Origin of the sequence: Halomonas sp. FeN2, assembly GCF_020595105.1 — a bacterium.
Lineage (GTDB): Bacteria > Pseudomonadota > Gammaproteobacteria > Pseudomonadales > Halomonadaceae > Vreelandella > Vreelandella neptunia.
Map to the genome: position 1 here is coordinate 4044172 of NZ_CP074200.1, position 26284 is coordinate 4070455.

The window sequence follows — 26284 nt, forward strand, 5'->3', positions numbered from 1 at the left end:
GAAAACCTAGCTGGCACTTCTTGTCGCTCGCGTACCTATTACACGCCAGTAATGAAGATACTAATCCTGACACTAAAACGAGCGCCCCTACCCCCTGCGGCAGCGTTTCTGTTAACATGCTGCGATTAATTTTCTGCGCTTGACGCCTCTTCGATTCAACGGTGAACCCTCCATGGCAAAGCAACAGGAAGCAACGGATTTGCAGCGTGCATTAAAAACCTGCAAAAGTTCGTTCTTATCGGTGGGCTTTTTCAGTATGTTTGTCAACTTGCTGATGCTTGTACCACCCATGTACATGCTGCAAGTATACGACCGCGTGCTCTCTACCCAGAGTGTCGACACCTTGTTAATGCTCACCCTGGTGGTCGTGTTTCTGTTCATGGTCATGGGCGGGCTAGAGCTGGTGCGTTCGCGCATGCTGGTGCGTGTCGGTAACAAACTCGATACCACGATTAACGAACGCCTCTACAGCGCCATGTTCCGCCGCAGCTTAGTGGCCCAGGGCAGCCAAAGCGCGCAACCGTTGAGTGATTTAACCAGCCTGCGCCAGTTCCTAACCGGCAATGGCCTGTTTGCTTTTTTTGATGCACCCTGGGTACCCGTTTACCTCGGCGTCCTCTTTCTGTTTCACCCCTGGCTGGGGGTATTCGCGACCTGTGCAGGCATTATTCTGCTAGCGCTGGCCGTCGCCAACGAAAAAGCCACCAAAAAGCTGCTTGCCGAAGCCAATAGTGAGCATATTCAGGCGCAAAACCTGGCCAACTCCAATTTACGTAACGCCGAAGTGCTGCATGCCATGGGCATGCTGCCGGGCATTATGGGGCGTTGGTCGAAACGTCATCACGAATTCCTATCGAAGCAGTCTCAGGCAAGTGACCGGGCTGGCGCTTTAACCAATACCTCCAAGGTACTGCGTCTGCTGTTCCAATCGCTGATTCTTGGCCTTGGCGCGTTGCTTGTGCTGCGCGGCGAAATGACCGCTGGGATGATGATTGCCGGTTCTATTCTGATGGGGCGTGCTTTGGCGCCTATCGATCAGATGATCGGCGGCTGGAAAGGCTTCGTGAGCGCCCGCGGTGCTTACGAGCGCCTCAATGAACTGTTAACGCAAATACCCAGTGAAGAGCGCAAAATGTCGCTGCCAGCGCCTCAGGGTGTGGTCGCGTTAGAAGGTGTGGCAGCCGCACCGCCTGGGTCGCGCATGGCAACCATTCGCGGTATCAACTTTAGCGTGCCCAAAGGCGAACACGTCGGCATTATTGGCCCCAGCGCAGCGGGTAAATCAACCCTGGCGCGGGTGCTGCTGGGTATCTGGCCCTCGCAGGTCGGTGATGTGCGCCTGGATGGCGGGGTGATTACTCAATATAACCGCGATGAAATCGGTCCTTATATTGGCTATTTGCCCCAAGATATCGAACTGTTTGACGGCACTATCAGTGAAAATATTGCCCGCTTTGGCACTATCGACCCGCAAAAAGTGGTCGACGCCGCCAAGAAAGCAGGCGTGCACGAAATGATTCTGGAGCTGCCCAACGGTTACGACACGGTGATCTCTGCCAGCAGCGGGGCGCTTTCCGGTGGCCAGCGTCAGCGTGTGGGGCTGGCCCGGGCGTTGTACGGCAACCCTGTATTGGTCGTGCTGGATGAACCCAACGCCAACTTGGACGATGCCGGTGAACGAGCGCTGGCGATGTCTATCGCCCAGTTGAAAGCCGAAGGCGCCACGCTATTCGTCATCAGCCATCGCACCAGCGTACTGAAAAATATGGATAAGCTGCTGGTGATGAAAGAAGGGCAGGTCAGCATGTTTGGGCCACGCGACCAAGTGTTGGCGCAGTTTGCCAAAAAGCCCCGCGAGCAAGTTAGTCAGCAAAGCGCTACCCGCCTCTCAGCCATCCCCGGTGGCCGTGGTAATGAGGAGAAGTCATGAGCGACGAAAAACGCAACCTGCCCACGTCAGAGATCGACGTCACCCCCAAAGAGCCGGTGACCATCGACGGTGAAGCGAGTGAAAAGCTGCCCACCAGTGACAAAGGTTACCGCAAGCTCGGCTTTGCCATCCTCTTTATAGCCCTGGGCGGTTTTATTCTCTGGTCGGTGACCGCCTCCCTGGCCATTGCCGTTGTAGCACCGGGTAGCGTCTCAATTGAGTCCTTCAAACGTACCGTACAGCACCTGGAAGGCGGTATTGTCGAGCAGCTGTTAGTGGAAGATGGCGACAAAGTAGAGGCCGGTGACACCCTGGTGGTGTTAAGTGACACCCAGGCCAGCTCCCAGCTGGCCATTGCCCGTTCGCGCTACCTGATTAACCGCGCCATGGAAGCCCGCCTGCTTGCCGAGCAGGCCGGGGCAGAAATGATGGAAATCCCCGAAGATATTCAAGACACCGATGATCCTCGCGTTCAGCAAGTGATTGCAGTGCAGCAAAGCCTCTTCGCCGCCCGTCGCCAGTCACTGAAAAGCACCCTGGAAGCGCTGGATGAGCAGAGCGTGCAGATGCGCGAACAAATCGAAGGGCTGGAAGAGCGCATCCGCGTCAACGTTAATCGCATCAGCTCGCTACGCTCTGAGGCCGAAGACTTCCGCTCGCTCTATCGTGAAGGGTTGGGAGATAACCAGCGCCTGCGTGAGTTAGAGCGGCAAGTGCTGCAGTACGAAGGCGATAATGCCGAATTTCGTGCCAACATTGCCCAACTGCGTTCGCAAATCAGCGAAAACAGCATGGAGCGCGAAATTCAGCAGCAGGAGTTCCAAAAAGAGGTCGGTGAACAGCTACGCGACGCCCAGGCGCAAATAGCCGAAGCGGAAGAGCAGATTATCTCGCTCCGTGATCAGGTGGAGCGTTCAGTGGTCACCGCCCCGGTCTCCGGCACCGTCGTAGGGCGTCAAGTGCACACCGTAGGGGCGGTGATACGCCCAGGCGACAAAATCATGGATATTGTCCCCTCCAATGAAGGTTTCGTCGTAGAAGCGCGTATTCCCACCCGAGATATCGACAATATTCATATTGGTCAGTTTGCAGAAATACGCTTTAGCGCCTTCAATCAACGCTTAACTGATGTTATTGATGGTGAAGTGATTTACGTCAGTGCGGACAGCTTTGAAGATGAAGCCACGGGGGCTAAGTACTACCGTGCCCGGGTAGGCGTCACCGAAGAAGGGTACACACAAATGAATGACCGCATGCAGCTACTCTCCGGCATGCCTGCGGAAGTCATGCTTCGTACCGGTGAACGCACCTTTGCCAGCTACATAGCCAAGCCCATCACCGATATGCTGGCTCGCGCCCTACGGGAGGATTAATGCCGAAAATATCCAGCCAATACCCCTTTGTTCGGGTAATGGGCGCTTGGTCACGCACAGTACCGCTGGCCCTGACGATTAGCCTCATCGCTTCACCGCTCTATGCACAGCAGGATATGCCCGCAGGGGGCGCCGCCATGGAAGAGCTGGCCGCCCTGGAACAGGCCACTCGTTCTCCCGCAGCGCTACCCTCGCTACCGGCGCTTTTTGGCCGTGCGCTGGAGCATGACGCAGACCTCACGCGCCAGCGCTATGAGCTAGAAGCCACCCGGGAAGAGATCCCCATGGCGCGTTCACAGCTACTGCCCCAGGTAAGCGCCACCGGTGGCTACCTCTGGCAAGACTCCACTAATATACAAACATCACCGGACGATTTTGGCCTCGACCAACCCGCCCAGCGGCCCGGTGAAATTGAAGAGAACTACTGGCAGGTGCAGCTACAGCAACCACTTTTTAGTCTAGAGCGCTGGCGCGGCATGGATGTAGCCGACGCCCAGGTAAACGCCGCCGAACTCCAGCTGGCCGTGGTAGAGCGTGACCTTGCACTGCAAGTCAGCGAAGCCTACGTACAGGCCTACTTGGCCTCTCAGCGCCTCGGGTTATTAGAGTCTCAGCAAGAGTCACTGGAATTACAGGTTCGTCAGGCACAGCGTGCCTACGACCTGGGAGTGGGCGACCGCATCAACCTGCTGGAAGCGCAGTCACGACTAGACCAGGCCATTTCAGACGCCGTACAGGCAGAAAATGAGCTTGATAACGCCCTGAGCATCCTGGAACGCCTAACCGGTACGCTGCCCGAATTTCGCGGTTTAGCCATCGGCGAACTGTCCGAGGTCTCTCTCAACAGCGAATGGGGTGCCCAGGACGACTGGCTAGCCCGCACCGGGCAAAACCTGGATGTGCTGTTAGCGCGCCAGGAGCAGCGTATCTCAGAAGCCGACGCCAGCACCCGCCGGGCGGGCTACTACCCAGAGGTAAACCTCAACCTCAGCTACTCCGACCGCACAAGCGACGACGTACTGCGCGAAAGTGAAGACTACCGCGCCGGTGTCGAGATGAGCGTGCCGATTTATCGCGGCGGTTACACCACAGCCAATGTACGCCAAGGTGAAAAGCGCATTAATGCCAGCCAGGCAGCGTTTGATAACCAGCGCAATTTGGCCGGGCAGGAAGTCCGCCAGCGGCTACGTTCTTTAAATGGCCACGTGCGCCGTATTGAAGCGCTCAAACAAGCCATCGCCTCCAGCCAGCTATTTTTAGAAGCCGCCGAGCGAGGCGAACAGCTGGGGCTGCGTGATTTGGTAGACGTACTCGACGCCCGCGCCAGCCTCTACGACCAGCGCATACAGTATGTGGATACCATTGGTGAGTACGCCCTGGACAGTTTAGCGCTTCAGTCAGCCGTAGGGGAGCTGGGCAGTGATGACTTGGGTAATGTGATGGCACTGCTGCTATCGTTAACTGATCTAACCGCTACCACGTCAGGATAAACCTACTCCAATGGCAGCGCTGAAAGGCACTCAAAGCAACGACTGGCTAAGGCGAGCCATGCGTTGCTTTGACGCCGCAATCGCCGTGGCGGTCTCTTGGTTGATACTGTTGAGCATGTCTCACATCAACTACCAGGAAGACGACTACTTCTTTTTAATGCTCATTGGCGGCCTGCTGCTACCCGCCATTGGTGAGCTGCTGGGGCTGTATCAGCCATGGCGCGGGCGCAGCCTGTTCAGCATGCTGGGCGTGTATGGCCTTAGCTGGCTAGCGACCATTGTGCTGCTTAGCTTACTGCTTGTGGCCACCCATAATACCCAAAACTTCTCGCGACTCTGGATGGGGTTATCCTCGTTAGCCGTGCTCACCACCGGCAGCCTGATGCGAGCCGCCCTCTATATCTACCTAAGAAACCTCCGCGCCAAGGGTAAAAACCGCAAACGTATCGTTATTATCGGCCGTCAGGCCAATCTCGAAAGGCTGGCAAACCACCTCAACGCCATGGTGTACGCAGGCTATCAGCTCCAGAGCGCCTACACGGATGATGACTCCGACCACTTCCATAAACAGCTCCACACCCTGGCGGAAGAGAGCGCCTTTGATAGAGCGTTTGATGAAATTTGGCTCACCTACCCACTCAGCGACGGAGACAAAGTACGCCTGGTATCCGCCAATTTGATTAACATTCCCGTCAGCGTGCGCTACTTCCCCGACTTGTCCGACATTCGCCTGCTCAACCACCGCATGGCGCAAGTCGTCGGTCTCTACTCGTTAGAGCTTAACTACAGCCCCTTAGACAGCGGCCCGCTAAGGTTTATTAAAAACCTGGAAGACCGTCTACTGGGCGGGCTGCTGTTTATTGTTTTCCTGCCGGTGATGCTACTGATTGCCGCATTGGTAAAGTGGAAAATGGGTGGGCCAGTGCTCTTCAAACAGCACCGCCACGGTATTGACGGCAAATGTTTCCGCATCTACAAATTTAGAAGCATGAGCGTCCATAAGGCAACGAACACCCAGCAAGCCTGCCAAAACGACCCGCGCATCACCCCCCTGGGCGCCTTTTTACGCCGCACAAGCCTGGATGAGCTACCCCAGCTTTATAACGTACTGCAGGGAAGAATGTCGCTGGTCGGGCCGCGCCCTCACGCCCTGGATCACAACAAGTATTACCAAGGCGTTATCCAAAACTATATGCAGCGGCACCGGGTCAAACCCGGCATGACAGGCTGGGCGCAGATAAACGGCTATCGCGGCAACACCGACACCTTAGAGCAGATGCAGAAACGGGTAGAGTACGACCTCTACTACATTGATAACTGGTCGCTGGGGTTTGACTTAAAGATTCTGGCGATGACGATTTCCCGCGGGTTTATCAACTACCAGCCCTAAAGCAACGCCAACGCGCTGCCTACAGCCAAAAATGCTTATGCATAGAGAGCCGGCGTTTTACCCCAAGCGGCAGCCTGGCTTCACTTTTGCCCAACCGATACCCCGCATATTTAAGCAAAGTGCGCAGCCCAGCCTCCGGCAGCCGCCAGGGCGCTCGACGCCATAAATAGCTTAACTCCGAACGCACAAAGCGGCCGCCTTCCCCCTCAGCCCTGCCCAACCAATCCAGCAGCCAGGCCTCACGGTGATGCAGCACACCAATATCGAAATAGCGCTGAAACTCTTCCACCAGCGAATAGTTATGGGAGTGTAGAGCGCAGGCCTCGGCGCAGTAAGCCAGCTTCCAACCCGCCTTTAGCAACCGTGCGCCAGCAATCATATCCTCGCTCAGAATCGTACCTTCGGGAAACCCGCCCGCGCTGATAAGCGCCTCACGGCGATACGCCGCAAAAGAGTTGGAGAGAAAGGCGGTTTTAATACCCAGCCGGGGAATATCCGCCGTCGCCACCACCCGGGACTCATCAGGGTAGTTAAAATAGCGGGCATGAGCCGCAATGGGTGAGGCATCAGGGTGGGGTAACTGGCGTCCAAAAGCCGCCCCCACGCCGGGGTCATCAAACGCCGCGACCAGCTGCGCAAGCGCATCCTGATCAGCTATCAATGCATCCTGGGTAAGAAAAATAACGATATCGCAGTCACTTAGGTAGTGAAGTGCCCGCTGCCGGGTGCCCCCATGATCAAAGTCACAGCGCTCGATCACTAGCAGCTCACACCCAAACTCATGCGCAATGGCCGCTGTTTCATCGTCGGAAGAGGAGTCCACGACCAGCACGCGAAAGTGCTTGGCGGCAGGCTGAGTGCGTACAAGCCAGTCACGCCACAAGGCACCAGCATTAAGTGTCGGCACACACAACCCAATGGAAGGAGAAGAAGGAACAGCAGCGGCCATAAATCAATCAAGCTCAAAAAAGTGAATGGAGTCCGGCTATAAAAAACCGCCAAGCAAGCGCGTATACTACCCGCTGGTCAGCCGAGTGACACGGAGCAATCGTGTTTTGAGTACAAGTATGGACACCCGCATGCCCCCCTCCATCCCGCATGTTGCCATTTTAATGGGAACCTATAACGGTGAGGCGTATCTATCAGAGCAGCTAGATTCGATTGAGGGCCAGCAGCACGCCCACTGGACGCTACACGTTTCAGACGATAGCCCCTTGCCTGGCACCCGCCGCCTATTAGAGGCCTACCAGCGGCGCTGGGGCGAGCAACGGCTAAAAATTTACCCAGGCAAACAGCAGGGGTTTGCCGCCAACTTTATGTCGCTGGTGCGCAATAGCGCCATTCAAGGCGACTACTACGCCTTTGCCGACCAGGATGACCGATGGCATCCCGAAAAGCTCACACGGGCAGTAGAACGGCTAGCCGCGTATCCGCCCAGTCAGCCCCAGCTGTATACCGCCAGAGCGCAGCTGGTGGACGAGCAGGGCACGCCAACCGGTTATTCCACGCTGCAAGCGCGCGCGCCGGGTTTTAACAATGCCCTGGTGCAAAACATTGCCAGCGGCAACACCATGGTGTTTAACCAGGCCGCGCGGGAGTGCTTGCAACGTTCGCCCCACGGGGAGGATACCGGCCTGCACGACTGGTGGTGTTACCTGTTGATCAGTGGCTGCGGCGGGCGAGTGGTTTACGACAGCACCCCCTGTATAGACTACCGTCAGCACGCCAGTAACCTCATCGGCATGCAGCGCGGGATTAAAAGCCTGCTAACGCGCATCAAACATCTGTGGCAAGGAGGCCACCGTATGCAAATCGACCGCAATTTGACCGCCCTGGCGGACCACCGAGACTGGCTTGAACCCCAGCATCAAGCGAGTTTCGACCACTACCGATGCTCCCGCCACGGTAACCCATGGCAACGCCTTCAAGGCTTAATAAAGGCGCGGGTATACCGTCAAACATGGCAAGGTAACCTGGCCATGCGCGTAGCCGCTCTTCTTAACAAAGGGTGACTAAGGTAACATCTTCGCCCTTATTTCTGCCTGGAGTGGGGAGAGGGCCTGGCACCTTCTATTCACCTATCCAAATTCAACACATCGAATGGTGTAAAGAGAACCAATGAACCCACATGCTTTAAATACGGTGGCACCACGCGCCATGGTGGTACACCTATGGCGCTATCGTGAACTAATAGCCCGCCTGATTAAGCGCGATGTATTAGGCCGCTACAAAGGCTCACTGCTCGGGCTGGCATGGTCATTTGTCACCCCCATTATTATGCTGGTTATTTACACCTTTGTATTTACAGTTGTTTTTAATGCCCGCTGGGGAGTCGGGGGCGAGGAGAGCAAGGGTGTGTTCGCCCTGCAGCTATTTGCCGGGCTGATCGTTCACGGCATTCTTGCCGAGGTGCTAACCCGTTCACCCAGCCTGATTCTGACCAACACCAACTACGTCAAAAAAGTGGTGTTCCCGCTGGAAATCTTGCCTCTGGTGCCCCTTGGCTCAGCGCTTTTCCATGCCGCCGTTAGCTCCCTGGTGCTGATACTGGCCCAGCTGGTAGTGCTGGGTAGCGTGCCCTGGACTTTCTGGATGTTACCCCTGGTGCTGTTGCCGCTCATGGTATTAACCATGGGCATTAGCTGGCTGCTGGCCTCCCTGGGGGTCTTCCTGCGCGATATAGGTCAAACCATGGGGCTGATAGCCACCATGCTGCTGTTTCTATCGCCGATTTTTTACCCCATCTCCGCGCTACCGGAAACCTTTCACGGCGTGATTCACGCCAACCCGCTAACGTTTATTATCGAACAGGCACGCATCGTGCTGCTGGAAGGGCAGCTACCCAATATTAGTGGGTTGCTCAAGTATCTCGCGGTATCGCTAGTGGTGGCGTGGTTAGGGTTTGCCTGGTTCCAGAAAACGCGTAAAGGATTTGCTGATGTCCTCTGAAACAGTTACACAGACCGAGGCTACGCCCCCGGTGATTACCCTGAGCGATATTGCCAAATATTACCAAATCTACGAGGCGCCCAGCGACCGGCTCAAGCAGTTCGTCGTACCCAAGGTACAGCGGCTGGCGGGTAAAACCGCCAAGCGCTACGGCCGGGAGTTCAAAGCCCTTGACGGAATCTCCTTTGAAATACGCAAAGGTGAAACCGTGGGCATTATCGGCCGCAATGGCTCCGGTAAATCCACCTTGCTGCAGATGATCTGCGGCACTCTCACGCCGACTCACGGCGAAATAAACACCCATGGGCGCATCGCTGCCCTGCTTGAACTGGGCGCTGGGTTTGACCCGGAATTTACCGGGCGTGAGAACGTCTACATGAACGCCTCGGTACTCGGGCTGAGCAAGCCCGAAATCGACGAACGCCTGGACGATATTCTCGCCTTTGCCGAAATCGGCGATTTTATCGACCAGCCGGTCAAGACCTACTCCAGCGGTATGTACGTCAGGCTCGCGTTTGCCGTTATCGCCCACGTGGATGCCGATATCCTGGTGATCGACGAAGCCCTCGCGGTAGGCGACGCCTTCTTTGTACAGAAGTGCATGCGCTTTCTGCGCCGCTTTATGGAGCACGGCACCGTGCTGTTTGTCAGCCACGACACCGCCGCCGTGCTCAACCTCTGCGAGCGGGCGATCTGGCTGGATAAAGGCAAGATCGCCGCCGAGGGCGCCCCCAAAGAGGTGGCAGATGCCTATCTGAAAGCCTTCTTCGAGTCCAACCAAGGGGCCAGCGACACCACCAAGCGCAACGATGAGTGGCACGAGCAGCAGCGTAAGCGTCCCGTACCCCGGGACATGCGCCAGGACATCATTAACGCCAGCCCCTATCGCAACGACCTGGAAATTTATGCCTTCGACCCAGACGCAGAAGGGTTCGGCAAAAAGGGCGCGATCATGGAAGAGGTGCTGCTCCACGACCGCGAAGGGCACCCGCTGACCTGGGTAGTGGGTGGGGAAGAGGTCATTCTCTCCATCAAGGCGCGTATCCACCAGGAGCAGCCCATGCTGCAGCCCATCATGGGATTTTATATCAAAGACCGCCTGGGCCAGACCCTGTTTGGGGATAACACCTTTATCACCTACCAGGACGACCCCGTGAGCGCCATGCCCGGCACGGTGCTGGCCGCCAGCTTCACTTTCCGCATGCCCATACTGCCCCAAGGGGATTACAGTATCAGCACCGCCATTGCGGACGGCACCCAGGACAACCACGTACAACACCACTGGCTGCACGATGCCCTCTTCTTCAAGTCACACTCCAGCAGCCATAGCCACGGCCTGGTGGGCATCCCCATGCACCAAATCGAACTACAGGTAGAACGACACGCATGAGCACAACAAACGAGCAGGGCTTGACGCCTACCGGTGAACGGTACTTACCCAACGTATTGAGCGGCGACATCATTGCCGAACACATGCACCGCTACTACGTTGCCCAAGGCTATGTAGAGAACAAAGACGTACTCGATATCGCCTGTGGCGAAGGCTACGGCAGCCACTACCTGGCGCAAAAAGCCGCCAGCGTGGTGGGCGTGGATGTTGACGCGGGCACCGTTGAGCACGCCAAAGCGACCTACAGCCACCCAGGGCTAAGCTACCTGCAGGGCGACTGTGCCGCCATCCCCCTGGCCGACGCCAGCGTGGACGTAGTGGTGAGTTTTGAAACCATTGAGCACCACGACCGCCACGAAGCGATGATGGAAGAGATCAAGCGGGTACTGCGCCCCGGCGGTCTGCTGATTATCTCCAGCCCCGACAAGCACGAATACAGCGAAAAACCCGGCTACCAAAACCCCTATCACGTAAAAGAGCTGTACAAGCAGGAGTTCGAGCAGCTGCTCAAAAGCCACTTTGCCCACAGCACGCTGATCGGCCAGCGGGTGGTTTACGGCTCCGCCATGTGGGACACCCGCAAAAAGAGCCACACCACCTACAGCGAAGCGAGCCCGGAAGGGCAGCCCGGCACGCCCAATGCCATGTACTGGATCGCCCTGGCCAGCGAAGAGAAGCTCCCCGAACTGCGTAGCTCCTTCTACCAGTGCGACATTGAACAAAGCGACGCCGTCAACCGCCAGCGCACCCTGGTGCACGCCCGCGATATGGAGCTGGATCAGCGCGGCGAGTACATCGCTACCCTAAAGGCCGAACACGCTGTCAGTGTGAACGAGCTGAAACAGGAAACCAGGCGCGCCGAAGCGGAAATCGAAGTGCTGGGAGGGGAAATCGAAGAGCTAGCCGCGGCCAAGCAGCAGCGCGAAAAAGAGACCCGGCAGTTGCTCAAAGCCCATGCCGGAACGGTCAGCCACGCCCACAACCCCACCTGGTTGGCCAAGCAGCTGTTAAAGCGTTTAAAGCGCCTGCCCAGCGAAATCAAACGCGCCCGCACCGAACGCTACCAAATTGCCGCTTCGGGCCTGTTCGATGCCAGTTGGTACCTGCAGCACAACCCCGATGTGCAGGCCACCGGCCAGGATCCCCTCAAGCACTACCAGCGCTTTGGTGGCTATGAAGCCCGTGACCCCTCGGCCAGCTTCGACACCCTCAGCTACCTTCAGGAGCATCCGCAACTGCTGGCCAATCACCAGCACCCGCTGATCCACTACCTGAACCAACCGCGCCCCAGCGCTAAAGGGGCAGGCACCACCGAAGGCGAGCAGCCCGCGAGCGCCCAGGCCTCGGCAGCGCCCACCGGCAGCACCATGTTTGGTGAAATGTTCGCCCAAACGGTGGGCAGCAGCGACGACTACGTACCCCTGGCCGAACAGCCCCTGGAAGAGGCGTCCCGCCTGCGGCCCATCGCCTTCTACCTGCCCCAGTACCACCCGATTGCCGAAAACGACCGCTGGTGGGGCAAAGGCTTTACCGAATGGACCAACGTTGGCAAGGCCGTGCCACAATTTGCCGGCCACTACCAGCCACGCCACCCCGGCGAGCTGGGCTACTACGACCTGCGCCTGCCGGAAGTGCAGGAGCGCCAGGCCGAGCTGGCCCGCCACTACGGTATCGAAGCCTTCTGCTTTCACTACTACTGGTTTAGTGGTCGCAAGCGCCTGCTGGAGCGGCCCATCGACCAGTTTGCCAACAACCCCAATATCGACTTTCCCTTCTGCCTCTGCTGGGCCAACGAGAACTGGACCCGCCGCTGGGACGGCAAAGAGAGCGATATTCTCATGGAGCAGAAGCACCTGCCGGAGGACGATCTCGAATTTATCCAGGATGTCGCCCCGCTGATGCAGAAGCCCAATTACCTGCGCGTAAACGGCAAGCCGCTGCTGATCGTTTACCGCGTGGATATTCTGCCCGATGCCAACAAAACCGCCGAGGTATGGCGCAACTACTGCCGTGAAAACGGCATTGGCGAGATTCACCTGGTCTCCGCCGAGAGCTTTAATAACGGTGACCCCAGCCCCTATGGGTTTGATGCCTCGGTGGAGTTCCCCCCCCACCAAACCCACGCCAAGCGTATCGACCACCAGCTCACGCTGCTCAACCCGGCGTTTGAAGGCTGCGTTTACGACTACGCCGACCTGGTGTTTACCCAGTTGGCCAAACCCGCCACCGAGTACACCCGTTACCGCACCGTTTCCCCCGGCTGGGACAACGACGCCCGCAAACCGGGCCGCGGCCACACCTTTGCCAACGTGACCCCAGGCCGCTACCAGCAGTGGCTGGCCGGTGCCGCACGGGAGGCCGACCTGCTGCCCGGTGACCAGAAACTGGTGTTTATCAATGCCTGGAATGAGTGGGCCGAAGGCGCCTACCTGGAGCCGGATCGCCGCTACGGCTACGCCTATTTAGAGGCCACCAAACAGGTCGTTAAACACTACACCAAACCCGCCAATTTCGCCCTGGATACTGAGCTGCCCCAGTGGCAAAAGTGCCACGAAACCGCGGTGATCCTGCATCTCTATCACACCGAGCTATGGGACGAAATTGCCACCCATCTGGCGCACCTGGAAGGGCAGTACGACCTGTATATCTCGCTGCCCGAACACGCCCCGGAAGGCACGGTCGAGCGCATACAGCAAACCGTACCCGATGCCCGCTGCGCCACCCTGCCCAATAAAGGGCGCGATGTGCTGCCGTTCTTGACCATGCTCAGCGCTATCCGCCCGTTGGGGTACGGTCAGGTGTGTAAAATCCACGCCAAGCGCTCGCTGCACCGCCAGGATGGCGACTTGTGGCGCCAGGAGTTTTTGGGCCAGCTGTTAGGCTCCAAAAAGCAGGTGGCCAGCGTTATCGACGCCTTCAACCGCCAGCCGGATCTGGGCATGGTTGGCCCCGCCGGCCACTGGTTGGACTACGTGCACTACTGGGGTGACCTGCAAAGCCCGGTGCGCACCCAGGCCCTGCTGGAGCACCTGGGCATTCGTATCAGCCTGGACGAGCTGGGCTTTTTCGCCGGCTCCATGTTCTGGTGCCGCCCGGAAGCCATGGATCCGCTGCTGACCATTACCGACAGCGATTTTGAGCCGGAAGAGGGCCAAACCGACGGCACCCTGGCACACGCACTGGAGCGCATTTTCGCCGCTGCTGCCCAGGCCGCCGGGTACCGGGTCACTGACACCCGCACGCCCGCGGCAGTAGAGGAGCCTGCGTTTGAGGCGCACTACCCCTTTGCCAAGCCCAGCCCGCACTTGCGTGGCAGCGCCCCCAGTACCAACGTAGCAGCGCCGCCCATCACGGCTAAAATTATCGAACGGCGTGCGAAAACGCTTTATCATTCCTTAAAGCGAAGGCTAAGATAGCCGCTAAGGTGAGCAATACCATCAAGTTACCTCCCTAAAAAAGATCAGGTAACTAGTGGTAGGACGTAAAAAGGGCTGCTATGATCGACCAGCGTGAATCGCGCGATTCACAGCAGGTTCCAAGGTGGTCTTGATTTTGTAACGCTTGAGGCGCTATCGTCTCCGCCAAGGCAACTTACCCATCTTGGGTAGCCTGCTTGCTTTGCACCGAACCTCGGCAAGGGATCCCCCAGGGGTTGAGGGTCGGCTTAGCAACAACATGGGGTGCCAGCCAGGCACCCGAACATATGCATATGTAAGGAGAGTACCTACATGGCAATTCAAGGTTTCAATAAAAGCTTTTACCTAAATGCTAAGCTTGCACAGCTTCAAGCCAACTCTGAAACTGCTGCTGATTGGGCAGGTAAAGATGCGGCATTCCTAGAAGCACGTTTTGCCGCCGTTGGCTTGACTGCTGAGCAGCACTACGAGCAGTACGGCTTCCAGGAAGGCCTGGCCCCGAACGCCTTCTTCAACCCGGCTGAATACATCCGTGCCAAAGCAACGGCCATGTTCAACGATGCCAATAACTCCTACCTGACGATCGACGCAGCAGCGCAAGACTTCGTTAATCTGTGGAACGGCAACGTATACAACCACTACCTCCAGTACGGTGAAGCAGAAGGCGTTAACCCCTCTAACGCTTTTGACGTTTCTGGCTACTACGAAGCTAAACTGGCTCAGCTGCAGGCGGCCGGTAACACAGAAATCACCACCGTTGCGCAAGTGAAGGCGTCTCTGGATGCTGCGGGCCTAACCGCACTTGAGCACTTCATTGCTTACGGTCAGGACGAAGGCATTACTGCTCCGGCCGTACCGGAAAGCGAGCAGGTCAATGTTGATACTTCTGCACCGGGTGAGACGTTCACACTGACTACTGGTCTGGACACCCTGACTGGTACATCGAAAGATGACAGCTTTGTGAGTGTTGTTGACGCTCAAACCACAGCTAACTCTACGTTGACAGCAGCTGACTCTGTTAACGGTGGGGACGGCAACGATACGCTGAAAATCACTACCCAGGGCACTGCCGCAATTGCAGATGCTACAAATGGAGCTTCAATTTCTAATGTTGAGACTGTTGAGCTTCGAGCTGTAGGTACTGGTGGTGTAACCCTAGCAGGAACTAGCTTGCCCGGCGTCACGACGATCAACAACCGTCTGTCGACTGATGCAGTAACGCTTACCTCGCTTGCTGATACTACTTCCGTCAAAGTTACGGGTAATGGCGTTGCAACTAATGGTGCGACGACCGCTACCTATGCTGCGGCCGCAACAAGTGGTGAGTTGACAGTTGACGGTGGTGTAACAGCTGGTGCCATCGCTGTTAATGGTGCAGGTTTGACCTCACTGGACATTACCTCATCAGGCGCAGCGAATACCACGGGCGCAATTTCGACCACCGGAACGCCAACGTCTGTTTCTATCGCTGCTGCTACCGCCTTGACAACTACAGGTCTGACAGTTGGCACTAACGCTGCTGCACAGAGCCTAAGTGTTAGCGGTGCTGGAAAAGTGACACTTGGTACTTTGGACGACGACTTCGCAACTGTTAATGCTTCGGCTAACACTGGCGGTGTTGTGGCAACCTTGAACACCCTTGTAACTGGTAAGACAACTGGTAGTTCTGCTGCTGATACCTTCACTACGGCTGCTGTGCTAACTACTGGCTCAGTTGATGCAGGAGCAGGAACTGATACGCTCGTCGTGGCTGACTCAACGCATCTTGCTTCAGCGACACTTGGTGGAAAGTACACCAACTTTGAAACCCTCCAGCTTAACGATGGTGTAGCTGTTGATCTGGATAACATTGCTGGTATCACATCCGTTGTTATCAATGACGGTGCCGGTACTACTGCAGCCACTGACTTGAGCGCTGCTCAAGCTGGTGCAGTTACGATCAAAGCGGGTGACGGTGCAGCAACGATTGGTGTTAAGGGTGCTGCTACTGTGGGTCAGATCGACACCGTGAAGATGACCTTCGACGATGGAGATACCACGCTCAACGAAGATATCAACGCAACCTCCTCTACGTTCACGCTGGCCTCGGTCGAGAACCTCGAAGTGACAGCAGTTGATCAGGTTGATATTACTCAATCTAATGCTGCTTCTGGAGACCTCGCTAGCGTCAAGCTGATGGGTGCAGGTAATATCAGTTTTGTAACTGGCGATATGGATCAAGTTAATTTCTCACTTGATGCATCGGGTTCAACTGGAACAAACACGTTGAATGCAGGGGCTTTTGCCACCAACGGTGTGTCGATCAAAGGTGGTGCGGGTGTTGACACCATCACTGGTTCTGCTCAGGCCGACGTGATTGAAGGTGGTGCTGGCAACGATATGATCACCGGCGGTGCTGGTGCAGATACATTGACAGGTGGCGCAGGTGCAGATACCTTCAGCTTCGCTGTTACTGATTCTGGTGTTACTGCTGGTACCATCGACGTGATCACCGACTTCGTCGCAGGCACAGATAAATTACAGTTTACCGGCATCGCAGATGTGGTTTCTGGCCAACAGGCTGCCGTTCAGACTGCTGTTAGCGCATTAGCTGCTGGATCAGACGCTACCGCAATTGCAAACGCAATGGCTAATGCAAATACAACTGATAACGGTGTATCCTTCGCTGTGTTTGAAGGCAATACTTATGCCTTCATCGAAGGTGGAGTGGATGCGACTGGCACCACTGCCGCTGCTGCTGATGATGCCCTGATTCAGCTCTCTGGCGTAACTACTCTGCCTACCTTTGCTGCTGACGTAGTTGCCTAATTCCTCTCTCTGAGAAGGATGCCTGTCGTTAGATAGGTTAAGGTACCTAAACCCCCGGCCTCGGCTGGGGGTTTTCTTTGCTAACGAGGATCACATGACCATTAAGGAATTCGAAGAGACCGTCTGGCGCCTGGAAGGCATCCGCCTGGTGGTGCGCGAGACCGTGGATGTACAAGTGGACGACTATGACTACCAGAACGCTGCTAATCGCACCTGGTCGATTGCCGAATGGCTGCGTAACCGGGTCGAGCCGTGCCTGCCGGGTAGCGAGATCGTAGTACTCGACGGTCAGGGCGAGCAGCCCAACCGCCGTAAACGGCTGGATACCCTACGCGGAAGCTACGCGGCGGAGTGATGGGGTGCCTGGCGTTGCGACACCGGCAAGGTGGTGGCCCCCAGCACCAACCGTGACTGGCTCTCTCTTTGATGTTGACTAAGGCAAATGCCTAACCTATGCCACTGACCAACCCCTGGCCCCGGTGCCGGTTTTTGTCTTTACACTGCCCGCCACTATTAACGCCTGTTGAATCGAGAGTCGTTATACCCCAATGGATCGCGCTTTCCCCCAGCCAGCACGCGGGCTAGGGGTACTTACCCCGGGGTGATTAGCACTTTGCGGATCAGCTAAACGTTGCGGGACTTCTGCTGGCGGAACTGCCCAAGCTGCTGCCCCACTATGTCGTCGTGTTGCTCAAAGAGGGCGAGCACTACCAACTCATGGTGCTGCTGGGGGAGCGGAACCTGTATGTGGCTCCCGATGGCAAATGGTTGGGCAGCTACGCTACGTGCCCGCCAGCCTGCTTGGTTACCCCTTTACCCTGGCCAACAGTGAACAGCGTCTATCGTTTAGGATCGCATGGAAACGACCTTGGAATGCGCTCGACGCCCCCATCCTACTGACCCAGGCCCCAGGGCAGAGTCGTCCCGCGAGTCTGCCTACGCTGAACGGCTATATCTCAATGCCAACCCGAACATCGCCCAGGTCGGCGTCGAGCCGCTGTAGCCCAGATTGTCGTATGGGCCATAGGATAGCGGTTTCGCAGATTTTGTTTGATGGCTAATTTTTTATTTAAGCATGATGAGTCATACAAATTTAGTTTACCGATTTAAAGTAACGATATGCCTTCGAAAAAGGGGGCTTTTCGTCGCTGAGATGGCTGTCATTCCTAGGTATTACTCGCTAATATCCTAGTATGAGAAAGCTGGTCATCGGCTGGTGATGTCTTCTCAGTACAGGTAGACGAGAAAGTGTGGAAAGAAAAGTACCAACCAAGCCTGCTGATAATGTCTGCGATTAGCTAACCAGCGAGGTTAGTAAGTTGCTGATTCTAATAATAAGTTGTTATTTTTTATAAAAGGGGAAGGATGTGCAAAAAGAGCGTTCAAAAAAACAATGGATAATCGGTCGAGCCCACCTCGCGTTGCTGATCATTATCGGCGCAATTGGCGGTGTCTCCCAAGCTCAGGCTACCTGTGGCCCGCCTGATTCGGTCTATATTGGATCGGTCTGCGCGACGGCTGCCAACTTTTGTCCGGTGAACTATATCGAGTTGGCAGGACAGACGCTTTCCGTTTCGTCAAATCAGGCGCTGTTTTCTCTTCTGGGATGCGAATGGGGAGGGGATTGCAGATCCTCTTTCGCTGTTCCGGACATGCGGGGACGTTCGCCTGTAGGGACTGGCCAGGGCAACGGTTTGTCGCTCATGCGACTGGGCCAGTATCAAGGTTGGGAAACGCATACTTTGTCGGTTGCCGAAATGCCGGTACACAACCATACGGCGACTCTCTCTTCGGCAGCCATCAGCGCTTCGCTGAAGGCTTATGACGGTAATGGTGCATCGCCCACACCTTCGGCCTCAAACTCCCATTTCCAGACAGTGGCGAAAAATTCGTTTCAAGTCGCTGATGAAGCCAACATTTACGGGTCTGGAACGGGCAGCCCAGTCACGATGGAGGGGTTTGATGTGGCTCTCAGTGGCGGCAATATCAATGTCGGTTTAACCGGGAACTCGAACGCTTTCAATATTCGTGGGCCAGTCACGCCATTGACCCATTGCATGGCGACCGAAGGGCTTTATCCACCCAGAAACTAATGATGTCAGTTTTATGATGCATTGCCACTCACCATCGTAGGTAACGAAGGCGAGTGGCGTTTTAGTATCCAAGACAAGGTTGCCCGCCACCGGTGCGTTGGTGACTCATGGTAGATAGGGGTGAAAAGATGAGTATCGCGACTCTTATGCAGGGCGGTCACGTTTTCAATGCTCCGAAGGCGGGAGCCACCAGCGGCACTCGCCGAGTCGTATTCATCGACAGCGAGGTGGCGGATTATGAAGCCCTGATTCGCGACATTGACGATGATACGGCCGTTCATATTGTGCCAGGGTCGCGAATTACGATTCCATGGGTGACCGAGGTTCTGTCGCGATACTCGCATCTGGAGAGCCTGCATATCGTCTGCCATGGCAGTGAGGGACAACTCACCCTGGGTCAGACCGAGCTGACCCTGGGGGCATTGTATGCCTCCAGCCAGGAACTCTCGACCTGGGGTAAAGCCCTGTCGGAGACGGCCGACATACTGCTGTACGGATGTTGCGTCGCTGCCGGTCAGGTAGGAAGCGATTTTCTCGCGGGATTTGCCGATCTGACGGGGAAGAACGTGGCGGGCTCGACAACCGTGATCGGTACTTCGGGGGATTGGGTGTTGGATCGTACCGTGGGCGCGGTGACGGCCGGTTCGGTGTTTTCCGAAGCCGCTATGGCAAGCTATAGCCACGATCTGGCCACTGTCATCGAGAATAATCCTGGCAATGCTTATAGCAGTGCGCTTACGAATGCCACGGGAGTGACATTTTCCCAGTCGTTCACGGCCACTGCCAGCGGCGACCTGACGAGTATCGCGGTCGTTGCTGGGGAGGTGGGGGGAAACGTGACCCTCAACGTCTATTCGGGCGATGGCGTCGTCGGTGGTTCTTTGACCTCCCAGACGTTTACCGTTTCCGTGGACTCTAATAACCAGGACTATCATTTCCAGACAGTGGCACTGAATTCACCGATCAGTGTCACGAACGGTTCCATTTATACATTCGAATTACGGCATGATTCGGGGAGTTTTCCGGACTGGGGGATGGAACATAACGGTGATGCCGGCTCGAATGGAGATTATACGGGCGGCATCATGTATGCGGATGGGGCGGCTCAAAACGACTTCGATCTCTATTTCCAGGCCACTATCACTCCCTCCAACAACGCTCCGACTTTCTCCAATCTGAATGCTACGCCTAGCTATATTGAGGGCGATGCTGCGGTGTTACTCGACGCAGATGCCACCATCGCCGATACCGAACTGGATGCGCTCAACGGCGGCAATGGCGATTACAGCGGCGCCTCGTTGGCCATCGCCCGCCACGGTGGCGCCAATGCCGAGGATAGCCTGGGATTCGATACCAGCGGTGCCGGCTTCACGGTATCCGGTAGCAACCTGCAATCCGATGGTTTAACGTTCGCGACCTACACCCAGAGCGGTGGTGCGTTGACGATCAATTTCACGTCGTCAGGTACCGTGGCGACGACTTCGCTGGTCAACGACGTTCTGCAGCGGTTGACCTATCAGAATGGCTCCGATGCCCCGCCTGGCTCGGTGACGCTCGACTATACGCTCAGCGACGGCACGGATGTGGCAAGCGGTACCAATCAGATCACGGTCGGTATCACGCCGACCAACGATGCGCCTACGGCTAGCGACGTGCCCACTGACGTGACGGTCACCGAAGACACGGCGAGCAATTTCGATCTCTCGACGCTGACGCTGACGGATGTCGATGGCGACAGCCTGACCGTAACCCTCGCGGCGAGCGCCGGTACCTTCACAGCGGCCAGCGGCGGGGGAGTGACCGTCGGCGGCTCGGGCACTGGGTCATTGACCCTGGCCGGCTCGGCTGCCGATATCAACACCTACCTGGATACTACCAGCAACGTTCAATACACCGGCGCGGCGAACGTCAATGGCAACGATGCCGCGACTTTCACACTCAATGCCAACGACGGCACGGTGAACCCACAGGTCGGCAGCGGCAACATCGACATAGCCGCCGTCAACGATGCGCCGGTCTTCGTCAATCTGGATGCCACTCCCAGCTATACCGAGGGTGGCACTGCGGTGGTTCTCGACGCGGACGTCACCATCGCCGATATCGAACTGGATGCGCTCAACGGCGGCAATGGCAATTACAGCGGTGCCTCGCTGGCTATCGCCCGCCACGGTGGCGCCAATGCCGAGGATAGCCTGGGATTCGACACCAGCGGTGCCTCCTTCACGGTATCCGGGGGCGATCTGCAATCTGGTGGACAGACGTTCGCGACCTACACCCAGAGCGGTGGCGCGTTGACGATCAATTTCACGTCGTCAGGTACCGTGGCGACGACTTCGCTGGTCAACGACGTTCTGCAGCGGTTGACCTATCAGAATGGCTCCGATGCCCCGCCTGGCTCGGTGACGCTCGACTATACGCTCAGCGACGGCACGGATGTGGCAAGCGGTACCAATCAGATCACGGTCGGTATCACGCCGACCAACGATGCCCCGACGGTCAGCAATTTGCCGGCGGGGATTGCCATCAACGAAGATCAGCCCGGTAATCTCGACATTTCGGCAAGTAGCTTGGTCGATCCCGATAGCGCCTCGATCTCGGTAACACTTGCCGTTTCGGCAGGCACCATAGGTTTGGCGAATCCCTCGGGGTATTCGGTCACGGCATCCGGCAATGGTACGTCGAGCGTGGTGCTCACCGGTTCCGCGTCTAATATCAATTCATACCTCGATACGCCCTCGAACGTCATTTATACCCCGGCGCAGGATGTCAACGGTGTGGGTGCCGCGACACTATCCCTCAGTGTCAACGACAACGATGGCTCCGGCGATGTATCCATGGGCTCGGTGCCGATCAATATCACTGCGGTCAACGACGCCCCGTCGGTCAGTGGGGTCTTCGGCGATACGTCCAGCCAGGTGACGGCCGGTAGCGGCGCCGTCAACGTGACCGGGCTCGACGATGCGACCCTCTCCAATATCGACTCGTCCGACTACAATGGCGGTGCCCTGACCCTGGCCCAGAACACCGGCACGACCAACGGTAGCTGGGGGCTGGATGGCATCAAAGTCACCGCAGGGGGTGATGGTGCGATCAGCGCCGGAGAAACAATCGCCGTTGGCGGTACCAACATCGGCACGGTCGATGGTACCAGCGACGGCCAGGGGGGGAGTGCGCTCAACATCACCCTCAACGCCAATGCGACGGATGCGACTATTCAGCAGCTGATTCGCGCGCTGACCTACGAAGCCCCCTCGGGGCTCGGCGACCGCTCCTTCACGCTGGAGCTGAACGATGGGGACGGCACGCTGAACGGCGGAGACGCTTCATCGTCGGGAAGTTTCACGATTGCGGTCACGCCCAACCCGCCCGTATTGAGCGGCCTGGACGGCGACTCGGTGACCTTTACCGAGGCGGGCGCGCCCGTGCGTCTGGATATGGGGGGCAATGCCACCGTCAGCGACGTGGACAGTACGGATTTCAATGGCGGCGCGCTGACGGTATCCATAGCGGGGGGCGCTGCCGACAGCGAGGACATACTATCCCTTCAGGAAAGCAGTGATGGTCGTTTGACGCTGGTCGGTTCGGAAGTCTTTTGGGACGATGACGGCAACGCGGGCACGGCAGCCGTCAAGGTGGCTGACGTGTCGGGCGGCACCAACGGGGCTGACCTGGTGCTGTCGCTCACCGGTGCTGCTAAGCCGGGCCTGGGCGAAGCGTTGGATGCCATGCTGAGCAATCTCGCCTATCAGAACACCAGCGATACGCCCTCGGAAACGAGCCGTGAGGTGTCGGTGACGGTGCGGGACGCCGCCGGCGGCAATGGCGCCGTTTCCGCCACTTCGACGGTGACGGTGGGTATTCAAGCCGTCAACGATGCGCCCGTTTTCACCGGCGTCGACGCCACGCCGAGCTTCATCGAGGGCGGATCCGCCGTTGTGCTGGATGGAAACGCCACTATTGCAGACCCCGAACTCGATGCCGCGAACGGCGGCGCGGGCAATTATGCCGGTGCCACCCTGACCCTGGCCCGCCAGGGCGGGAAGAATGCCGACGACGGCTTTTTCGCCACCGGCAAGCTGGGGGCGCTGACCGAGGGGGGCGACCTGGACGTTGGCGCTACCACTATCGGCACCGTGACTACCAACAGCGGCGGCATGCTGACGCTGACCTTCAATGGCAACGCTACGTCGGCGCGGGTCAATAGCGCGCTGCAGCAGATTGCCTATGCCAACGGCAGCGACGTGCCGCCGGCCAGTGCCGAGATCGCTTATCGCTTCAGTGATGGCAATAGCGGGGCGCAGGGCAGTGGCGGCGCGCTGGCCGATGCCGATGATTCGGTTACCGTGACGCTCGTCGGCGTCAACGACGCACCGGTGTTCACCACGCCTGGCAAGTTGAGCATGGACGAGAACACCACGGCGGTGACCACCCTGGCTGCTACCGACGCCGAGGGCGATACGCTGGTCTACAGCATCACCGGCGGCGCCGATGCGGCGTTGTTCTCGCTGGATGCCAACAGCGGGGCGTTGACGTTTACCGGCGCGCCGGATTTCGAGAGCCCGAAAGACCAGAACACCGACAACGTCTACGAGGTGACCGTCGCGGCTGCTGACGGCACGGATCAAACGGCCCACACCCTGGCGGTGACGGTGACCAACGTCGAGGAGACGTCGCCGAGCCCCGATCCCGATCCGTCCCCCGGCCCGATCCAGGTCTCCGAGCCTGTGTCGCAACCGGACATGCCTTCAGGTTTGCCCTCGGTGAGTGAGACGATCATCAACACCGGGAATACCCCGGGCAGCACCAAGCTGGTCGAGAATAGCGGCAATGCTAACGAGGTGACGGCCACGCTGCCGGGCGGCGTCAGTCTGGTCAATCAGGGGGCGCGCAGCGCCGTCGATGCTCAGCAGGCACTGGCTGACCTGATTGGCAGCATCGATGCCAAGCAACCCGGCAACCTGACCGATCAGGCCGGCGTGGCCAGCCAGTGGCTCGCCAGCCGGCCCGGTAGCACGCTACTGGACATTCGCACGCTCGTCCTCAACGACAGCGGCAGTGCTTCAACGAACACGCCGATCCTGATCACCGGCATCGTCGATGACGCAGCCTCGGATCATCAGGAGGCGTTCGTCATCGATGCCAGCGCGTTGCCTAGCGGCAACCGGATCCAGCTCGATAACATCGACTTCGCCAGCATCATCGGCGCGACCACCCTCAGTGGCGGTGCCGGCAACAATGTGGTGAGCGCCGACGATGCGGCGCAGACCATTGTGCTCGGCGCCGGTGATGATGAACTGCATGGCGGTGGTGGGCGTGATCTGGTCGGCTCGCAGGGCGGCGACGATCTGATTTATGGTGACGCGGGCGACGACAGGCTATTTGGCGGTGAAGGCGACGATACCCTCGATGGTGGCAGTGGCGTCGATATTGCGCGCTTTGCACTCGACGCTGGCGAAGCCACGTTCCGTTATGCCGATGACGGCAGTCTGATCGTCAATGCCGGTAGTCTGGGCAGCGACACGCTGAAAGGCATCGAACTGTTACGCTTCGATGATCGGGTCATGCTTGCCAAGGCGCCGGCACTGATTGAGCCGAGTGGCTTCGATGAGGCCTTCTATCTGGCCGCCAACCCTGACGTCGCGGCTGCGGTGGCGGCCGGCGACATTCCCAGTGGGGAGTGGCACTACCAACATTATGGGGCTGACGAAGGGCGCTTGGGCGACCCTGCGGCAATGAATTTCGACCGGGCGCTCTACCTGGCCGCCAACCCCGATGTCGCCGCAGCGGTGGCGGCGGGCGACGTCGACGCCTTTGCCCACTACCGTGATTATGGAACCGCCGAGGGACGTTCGCCCAATGCGCTGTTCGACGAGCGCGGCTACCGCGAGGCTAACGCGGACGTTGATGCGGCGATCCAACGCGGCGAGCTGGACAGTGGCTACCAGCACTACCAGACCTGGGGCTGGCAGGAGGGGCGCGACCCGTCGGCATGGTTCGACCAGAGCGAATACCTTGAGGCTAACCCGGACATCGCCGAGGCCAGTGTCGAGCCTCTGGGTCATTACCTGCGCTCCGGCTATGACGAGGGGCGGGTGGTCGTGCCGGCCGATGACGGGCTGTGGGGGTAAACAAGCGTTTACTGTGATCGTGGAGTCTAATGGTCAGAAATTACTGAGAAGGATACCTATCAATAGATAGGTAGCGTACCTAAAACCCCCGGCCTCGGCCGGGGGTTTTTTGTTACACTGGCGGCCACAATGAATTAATGCCTTTTGAGTCGAGAGTTGTTATGCCCCAATGGATCGCACTTTCCCCTAGCCAGCACGCGGGCCTTGGTTACTTGCCCAGGGATGGTTACCACTTTGCGGATCAGCTAAACGTCGCGGGAATTCTGCTGGCGGAACTGCCCAAACTGTTGCCCCACTATGTGGTGGTGTTGCTCAAAGAGGGCGAGCACTTCCAGCCCATGGTGTTGCTGGGGGTGGGCGAGCGGAACCTTTATGTGGCCCCCAATGGCAAATGGTTGGGCACCTATGTGCCCGCCAGCCTGCGCGGTTACCCCTTTACCTTGGCCAACAGCGAACAGCCGGGGGAAAAAGTCTTCGCCATCGACGCAGATCACCTCAGTGAGAACCAGGGTGACGCCCTGTTTGATGACGAAGGCAAGCTGGCGGGCACCGCCGCCCAAACTCTGGATTTTTTAACCCAGTGCGATCGTAACCGAGCGGCTACCCAGCAGGCCTGCGATGCGTTACAGCGTGCCGGAGTGATTGAGCAGTGGCCATTGACCATTGAGCGGGGCGAAGGGCAGGAGCCGTTAACGGTGAACGGTCTCTACCGTATCAATGAAGCGGCGCTTATCAACCTGGAAGCCGATGTGTTCGCCACCTTGAAGGGCGCGCCCATGGCGCTTGCCTATGCCCAGATGTTCTCCATGGGTCAGCTTAACCAACTGGCAGATCGCGCAAAGTTCCACGCTGAACACGGCGCTACCCAGGAAGTACCGGAAAACCTTGATAGCGTGCTCGATGGCATGGATGATGACGACCTCATGTTCGATTTCGATTAACCGTTGCCCCTTTGAACATGGCTTTTGTGGTACCCAACGTTTTAACAAAGGAGTAAGTAATCATGGCCGATGAAAACCAGACCATTACCATTGATGGCACCGAGTACAACCTGGCGGAGCTTTCCGAGGCTGCCCGCAGCCAGCTAGTGAACCTGCGCGTCACCGATGCCGAGATCGAAAAGCTCAACCAGCAGCTGGCGATCTTTCAAACCGCTCGTACCGCCTACGCCCGTGCCCTGGGGGAAGAGCTACCGAAGAAGAAAAAGCCAGCGGCCAAGAAAAAAACGGCGGCTACCCATTGAGGGTTACACTGCTGGTCGGCCTGTTTAGTCTTGCGCTAGCGGGCTGTGTGCCTTTTGTGCCGATTATTTAATCG

General features: G+C 57.6%; 16 protein-coding genes and 1 pseudogene. 16 read left to right on the forward strand and 1 reads right to left on the reverse strand.

What is annotated here, in order from left to right:
* The first annotated feature begins 172 nt into the window (after positions 1 to 172).
* Genes KF947_RS18640 through KF947_RS18655 form a run of 4 tightly spaced genes read left to right on the forward strand, consistent with a single transcriptional unit; the run spans position 173 to position 6183 of the window.
* Positions 173 to 1930 carry a type I secretion system permease/ATPase gene (locus KF947_RS18640; protein ID WP_227404765.1) on the forward strand — a complete coding sequence of 586 codons (1758 nt, stop codon included), beginning with the start codon at positions 173 to 175 and terminating at the stop codon, positions 1928 to 1930.
* Positions 1927 to 3303 carry an HlyD family type I secretion periplasmic adaptor subunit gene (locus KF947_RS18645; RefSeq protein WP_227404766.1) on the forward strand — a complete coding sequence of 459 codons (1377 nt, stop codon included), beginning with the start codon at positions 1927 to 1929 and terminating at the stop codon, positions 3301 to 3303. The genes KF947_RS18640 and KF947_RS18645 overlap by 4 nt, the downstream gene beginning before the upstream one ends.
* The gene (locus KF947_RS18650; RefSeq protein WP_227404767.1) at positions 3303 to 4793 is read left to right on the forward strand and encodes a TolC family outer membrane protein; all 1491 of its coding nucleotides are present in this window, start codon (positions 3303 to 3305) and stop codon (positions 4791 to 4793) included. The genes KF947_RS18645 and KF947_RS18650 overlap by 1 nt, the downstream gene beginning before the upstream one ends.
* Before the next feature lie 10 nt (positions 4794 to 4803).
* Positions 4804 to 6183 carry an undecaprenyl-phosphate glucose phosphotransferase gene (locus KF947_RS18655; RefSeq protein ID WP_227404768.1) on the forward strand — a complete coding sequence of 460 codons (1380 nt, stop codon included), beginning with the start codon at positions 4804 to 4806 and terminating at the stop codon, positions 6181 to 6183.
* 19 nt (positions 6184 to 6202) lie between these two features.
* Here KF947_RS18655 and KF947_RS18660 read toward each other — a convergent pair whose 3' ends face one another.
* Positions 6203 to 7132, reverse strand: coding sequence for a glycosyltransferase (locus tag KF947_RS18660; RefSeq protein WP_223289056.1), 930 nt, complete (start codon positions 7130 to 7132; stop codon positions 6203 to 6205).
* Between the two features lie 130 nt (positions 7133 to 7262).
* Between KF947_RS18660 and KF947_RS18665 the strand changes: the two genes are divergently transcribed.
* From KF947_RS18665 to KF947_RS18720, 12 genes and pseudogenes are all read left to right on the forward strand, one after another.
* Positions 7263 to 8195: a glycosyltransferase family 2 protein gene (locus KF947_RS18665; protein WP_227404769.1), complete on the forward strand. Its 933-nt coding sequence runs from the start codon at positions 7263 to 7265 to the stop codon at positions 8193 to 8195.
* Positions 8196 to 8301: 106 nt separating this feature from the next.
* Complete coding sequence (locus KF947_RS18670) at positions 8302 to 9132, forward strand: ABC transporter permease (protein WP_227404770.1); 831 nt, start codon at positions 8302 to 8304, stop codon at positions 9130 to 9132.
* Positions 9122 to 10522, forward strand: a complete 1401-nt coding sequence (locus KF947_RS18675) for an ABC transporter ATP-binding protein (protein WP_223289053.1) — start codon at positions 9122 to 9124, stop codon at positions 10520 to 10522. The genes KF947_RS18670 and KF947_RS18675 overlap by 11 nt, the downstream gene beginning before the upstream one ends.
* Entirely contained in the window at positions 10519 to 13938 is a 3420-nt protein-coding gene (locus tag KF947_RS18680; protein ID WP_227404771.1) for a glycoside hydrolase family 99-like domain-containing protein, read from the forward strand. Before KF947_RS18675 ends, KF947_RS18680 begins: the two co-directional genes overlap by 4 nt.
* 312 nt (positions 13939 to 14250) lie before the next feature.
* Positions 14251 to 16746 (forward strand): beta strand repeat-containing protein, encoded by a 2496-nt coding sequence (locus tag KF947_RS18685; RefSeq protein ID WP_227404772.1) that lies wholly within the window; start codon positions 14251 to 14253, stop codon positions 16744 to 16746.
* A gap of 94 nt (positions 16747 to 16840) precedes the next feature.
* Positions 16841 to 17101, forward strand: coding sequence for a hypothetical protein (locus tag KF947_RS18690; protein ID WP_227404773.1), 261 nt, complete (start codon positions 16841 to 16843; stop codon positions 17099 to 17101).
* Positions 17102 to 17370: 269 nt separating this feature from the next.
* Positions 17371 to 17646 (forward strand): annotated as a pseudogene (locus KF947_RS22250) (hypothetical protein); the annotation flags it as partial.
* Positions 17603 to 17749: a hypothetical protein gene (locus KF947_RS18700; RefSeq protein WP_227404774.1), complete on the forward strand. Its 147-nt coding sequence runs from the start codon at positions 17603 to 17605 to the stop codon at positions 17747 to 17749. The pseudogene KF947_RS22250 and the gene KF947_RS18700, both read left to right, overlap by 44 nt.
* 364 nt (positions 17750 to 18113) lie before the next feature.
* Positions 18114 to 18839 (forward strand): phage tail protein, encoded by a 726-nt coding sequence (locus KF947_RS18705; RefSeq protein ID WP_227404775.1) that lies wholly within the window; start codon positions 18114 to 18116, stop codon positions 18837 to 18839.
* Positions 18840 to 18967: 128 nt separating this feature from the next.
* The gene (locus KF947_RS18710; protein WP_227404776.1) at positions 18968 to 24967 is read left to right on the forward strand and encodes a DUF4347 domain-containing protein; all 6000 of its coding nucleotides are present in this window, start codon (positions 18968 to 18970) and stop codon (positions 24965 to 24967) included.
* 161 nt (positions 24968 to 25128) lie between these two features.
* Positions 25129 to 25908, forward strand: coding sequence for a SapC family protein (locus KF947_RS18715; protein WP_223289029.1), 780 nt, complete (start codon positions 25129 to 25131; stop codon positions 25906 to 25908).
* Between the two features lie 62 nt (positions 25909 to 25970).
* A complete protein-coding gene (locus KF947_RS18720; RefSeq protein ID WP_133730246.1) occupies positions 25971 to 26210 on the forward strand; it encodes a DUF6447 family protein in 240 nt (79 codons plus the stop codon).
* The last annotated feature ends 74 nt before the right edge of the window (positions 26211 to 26284 follow it).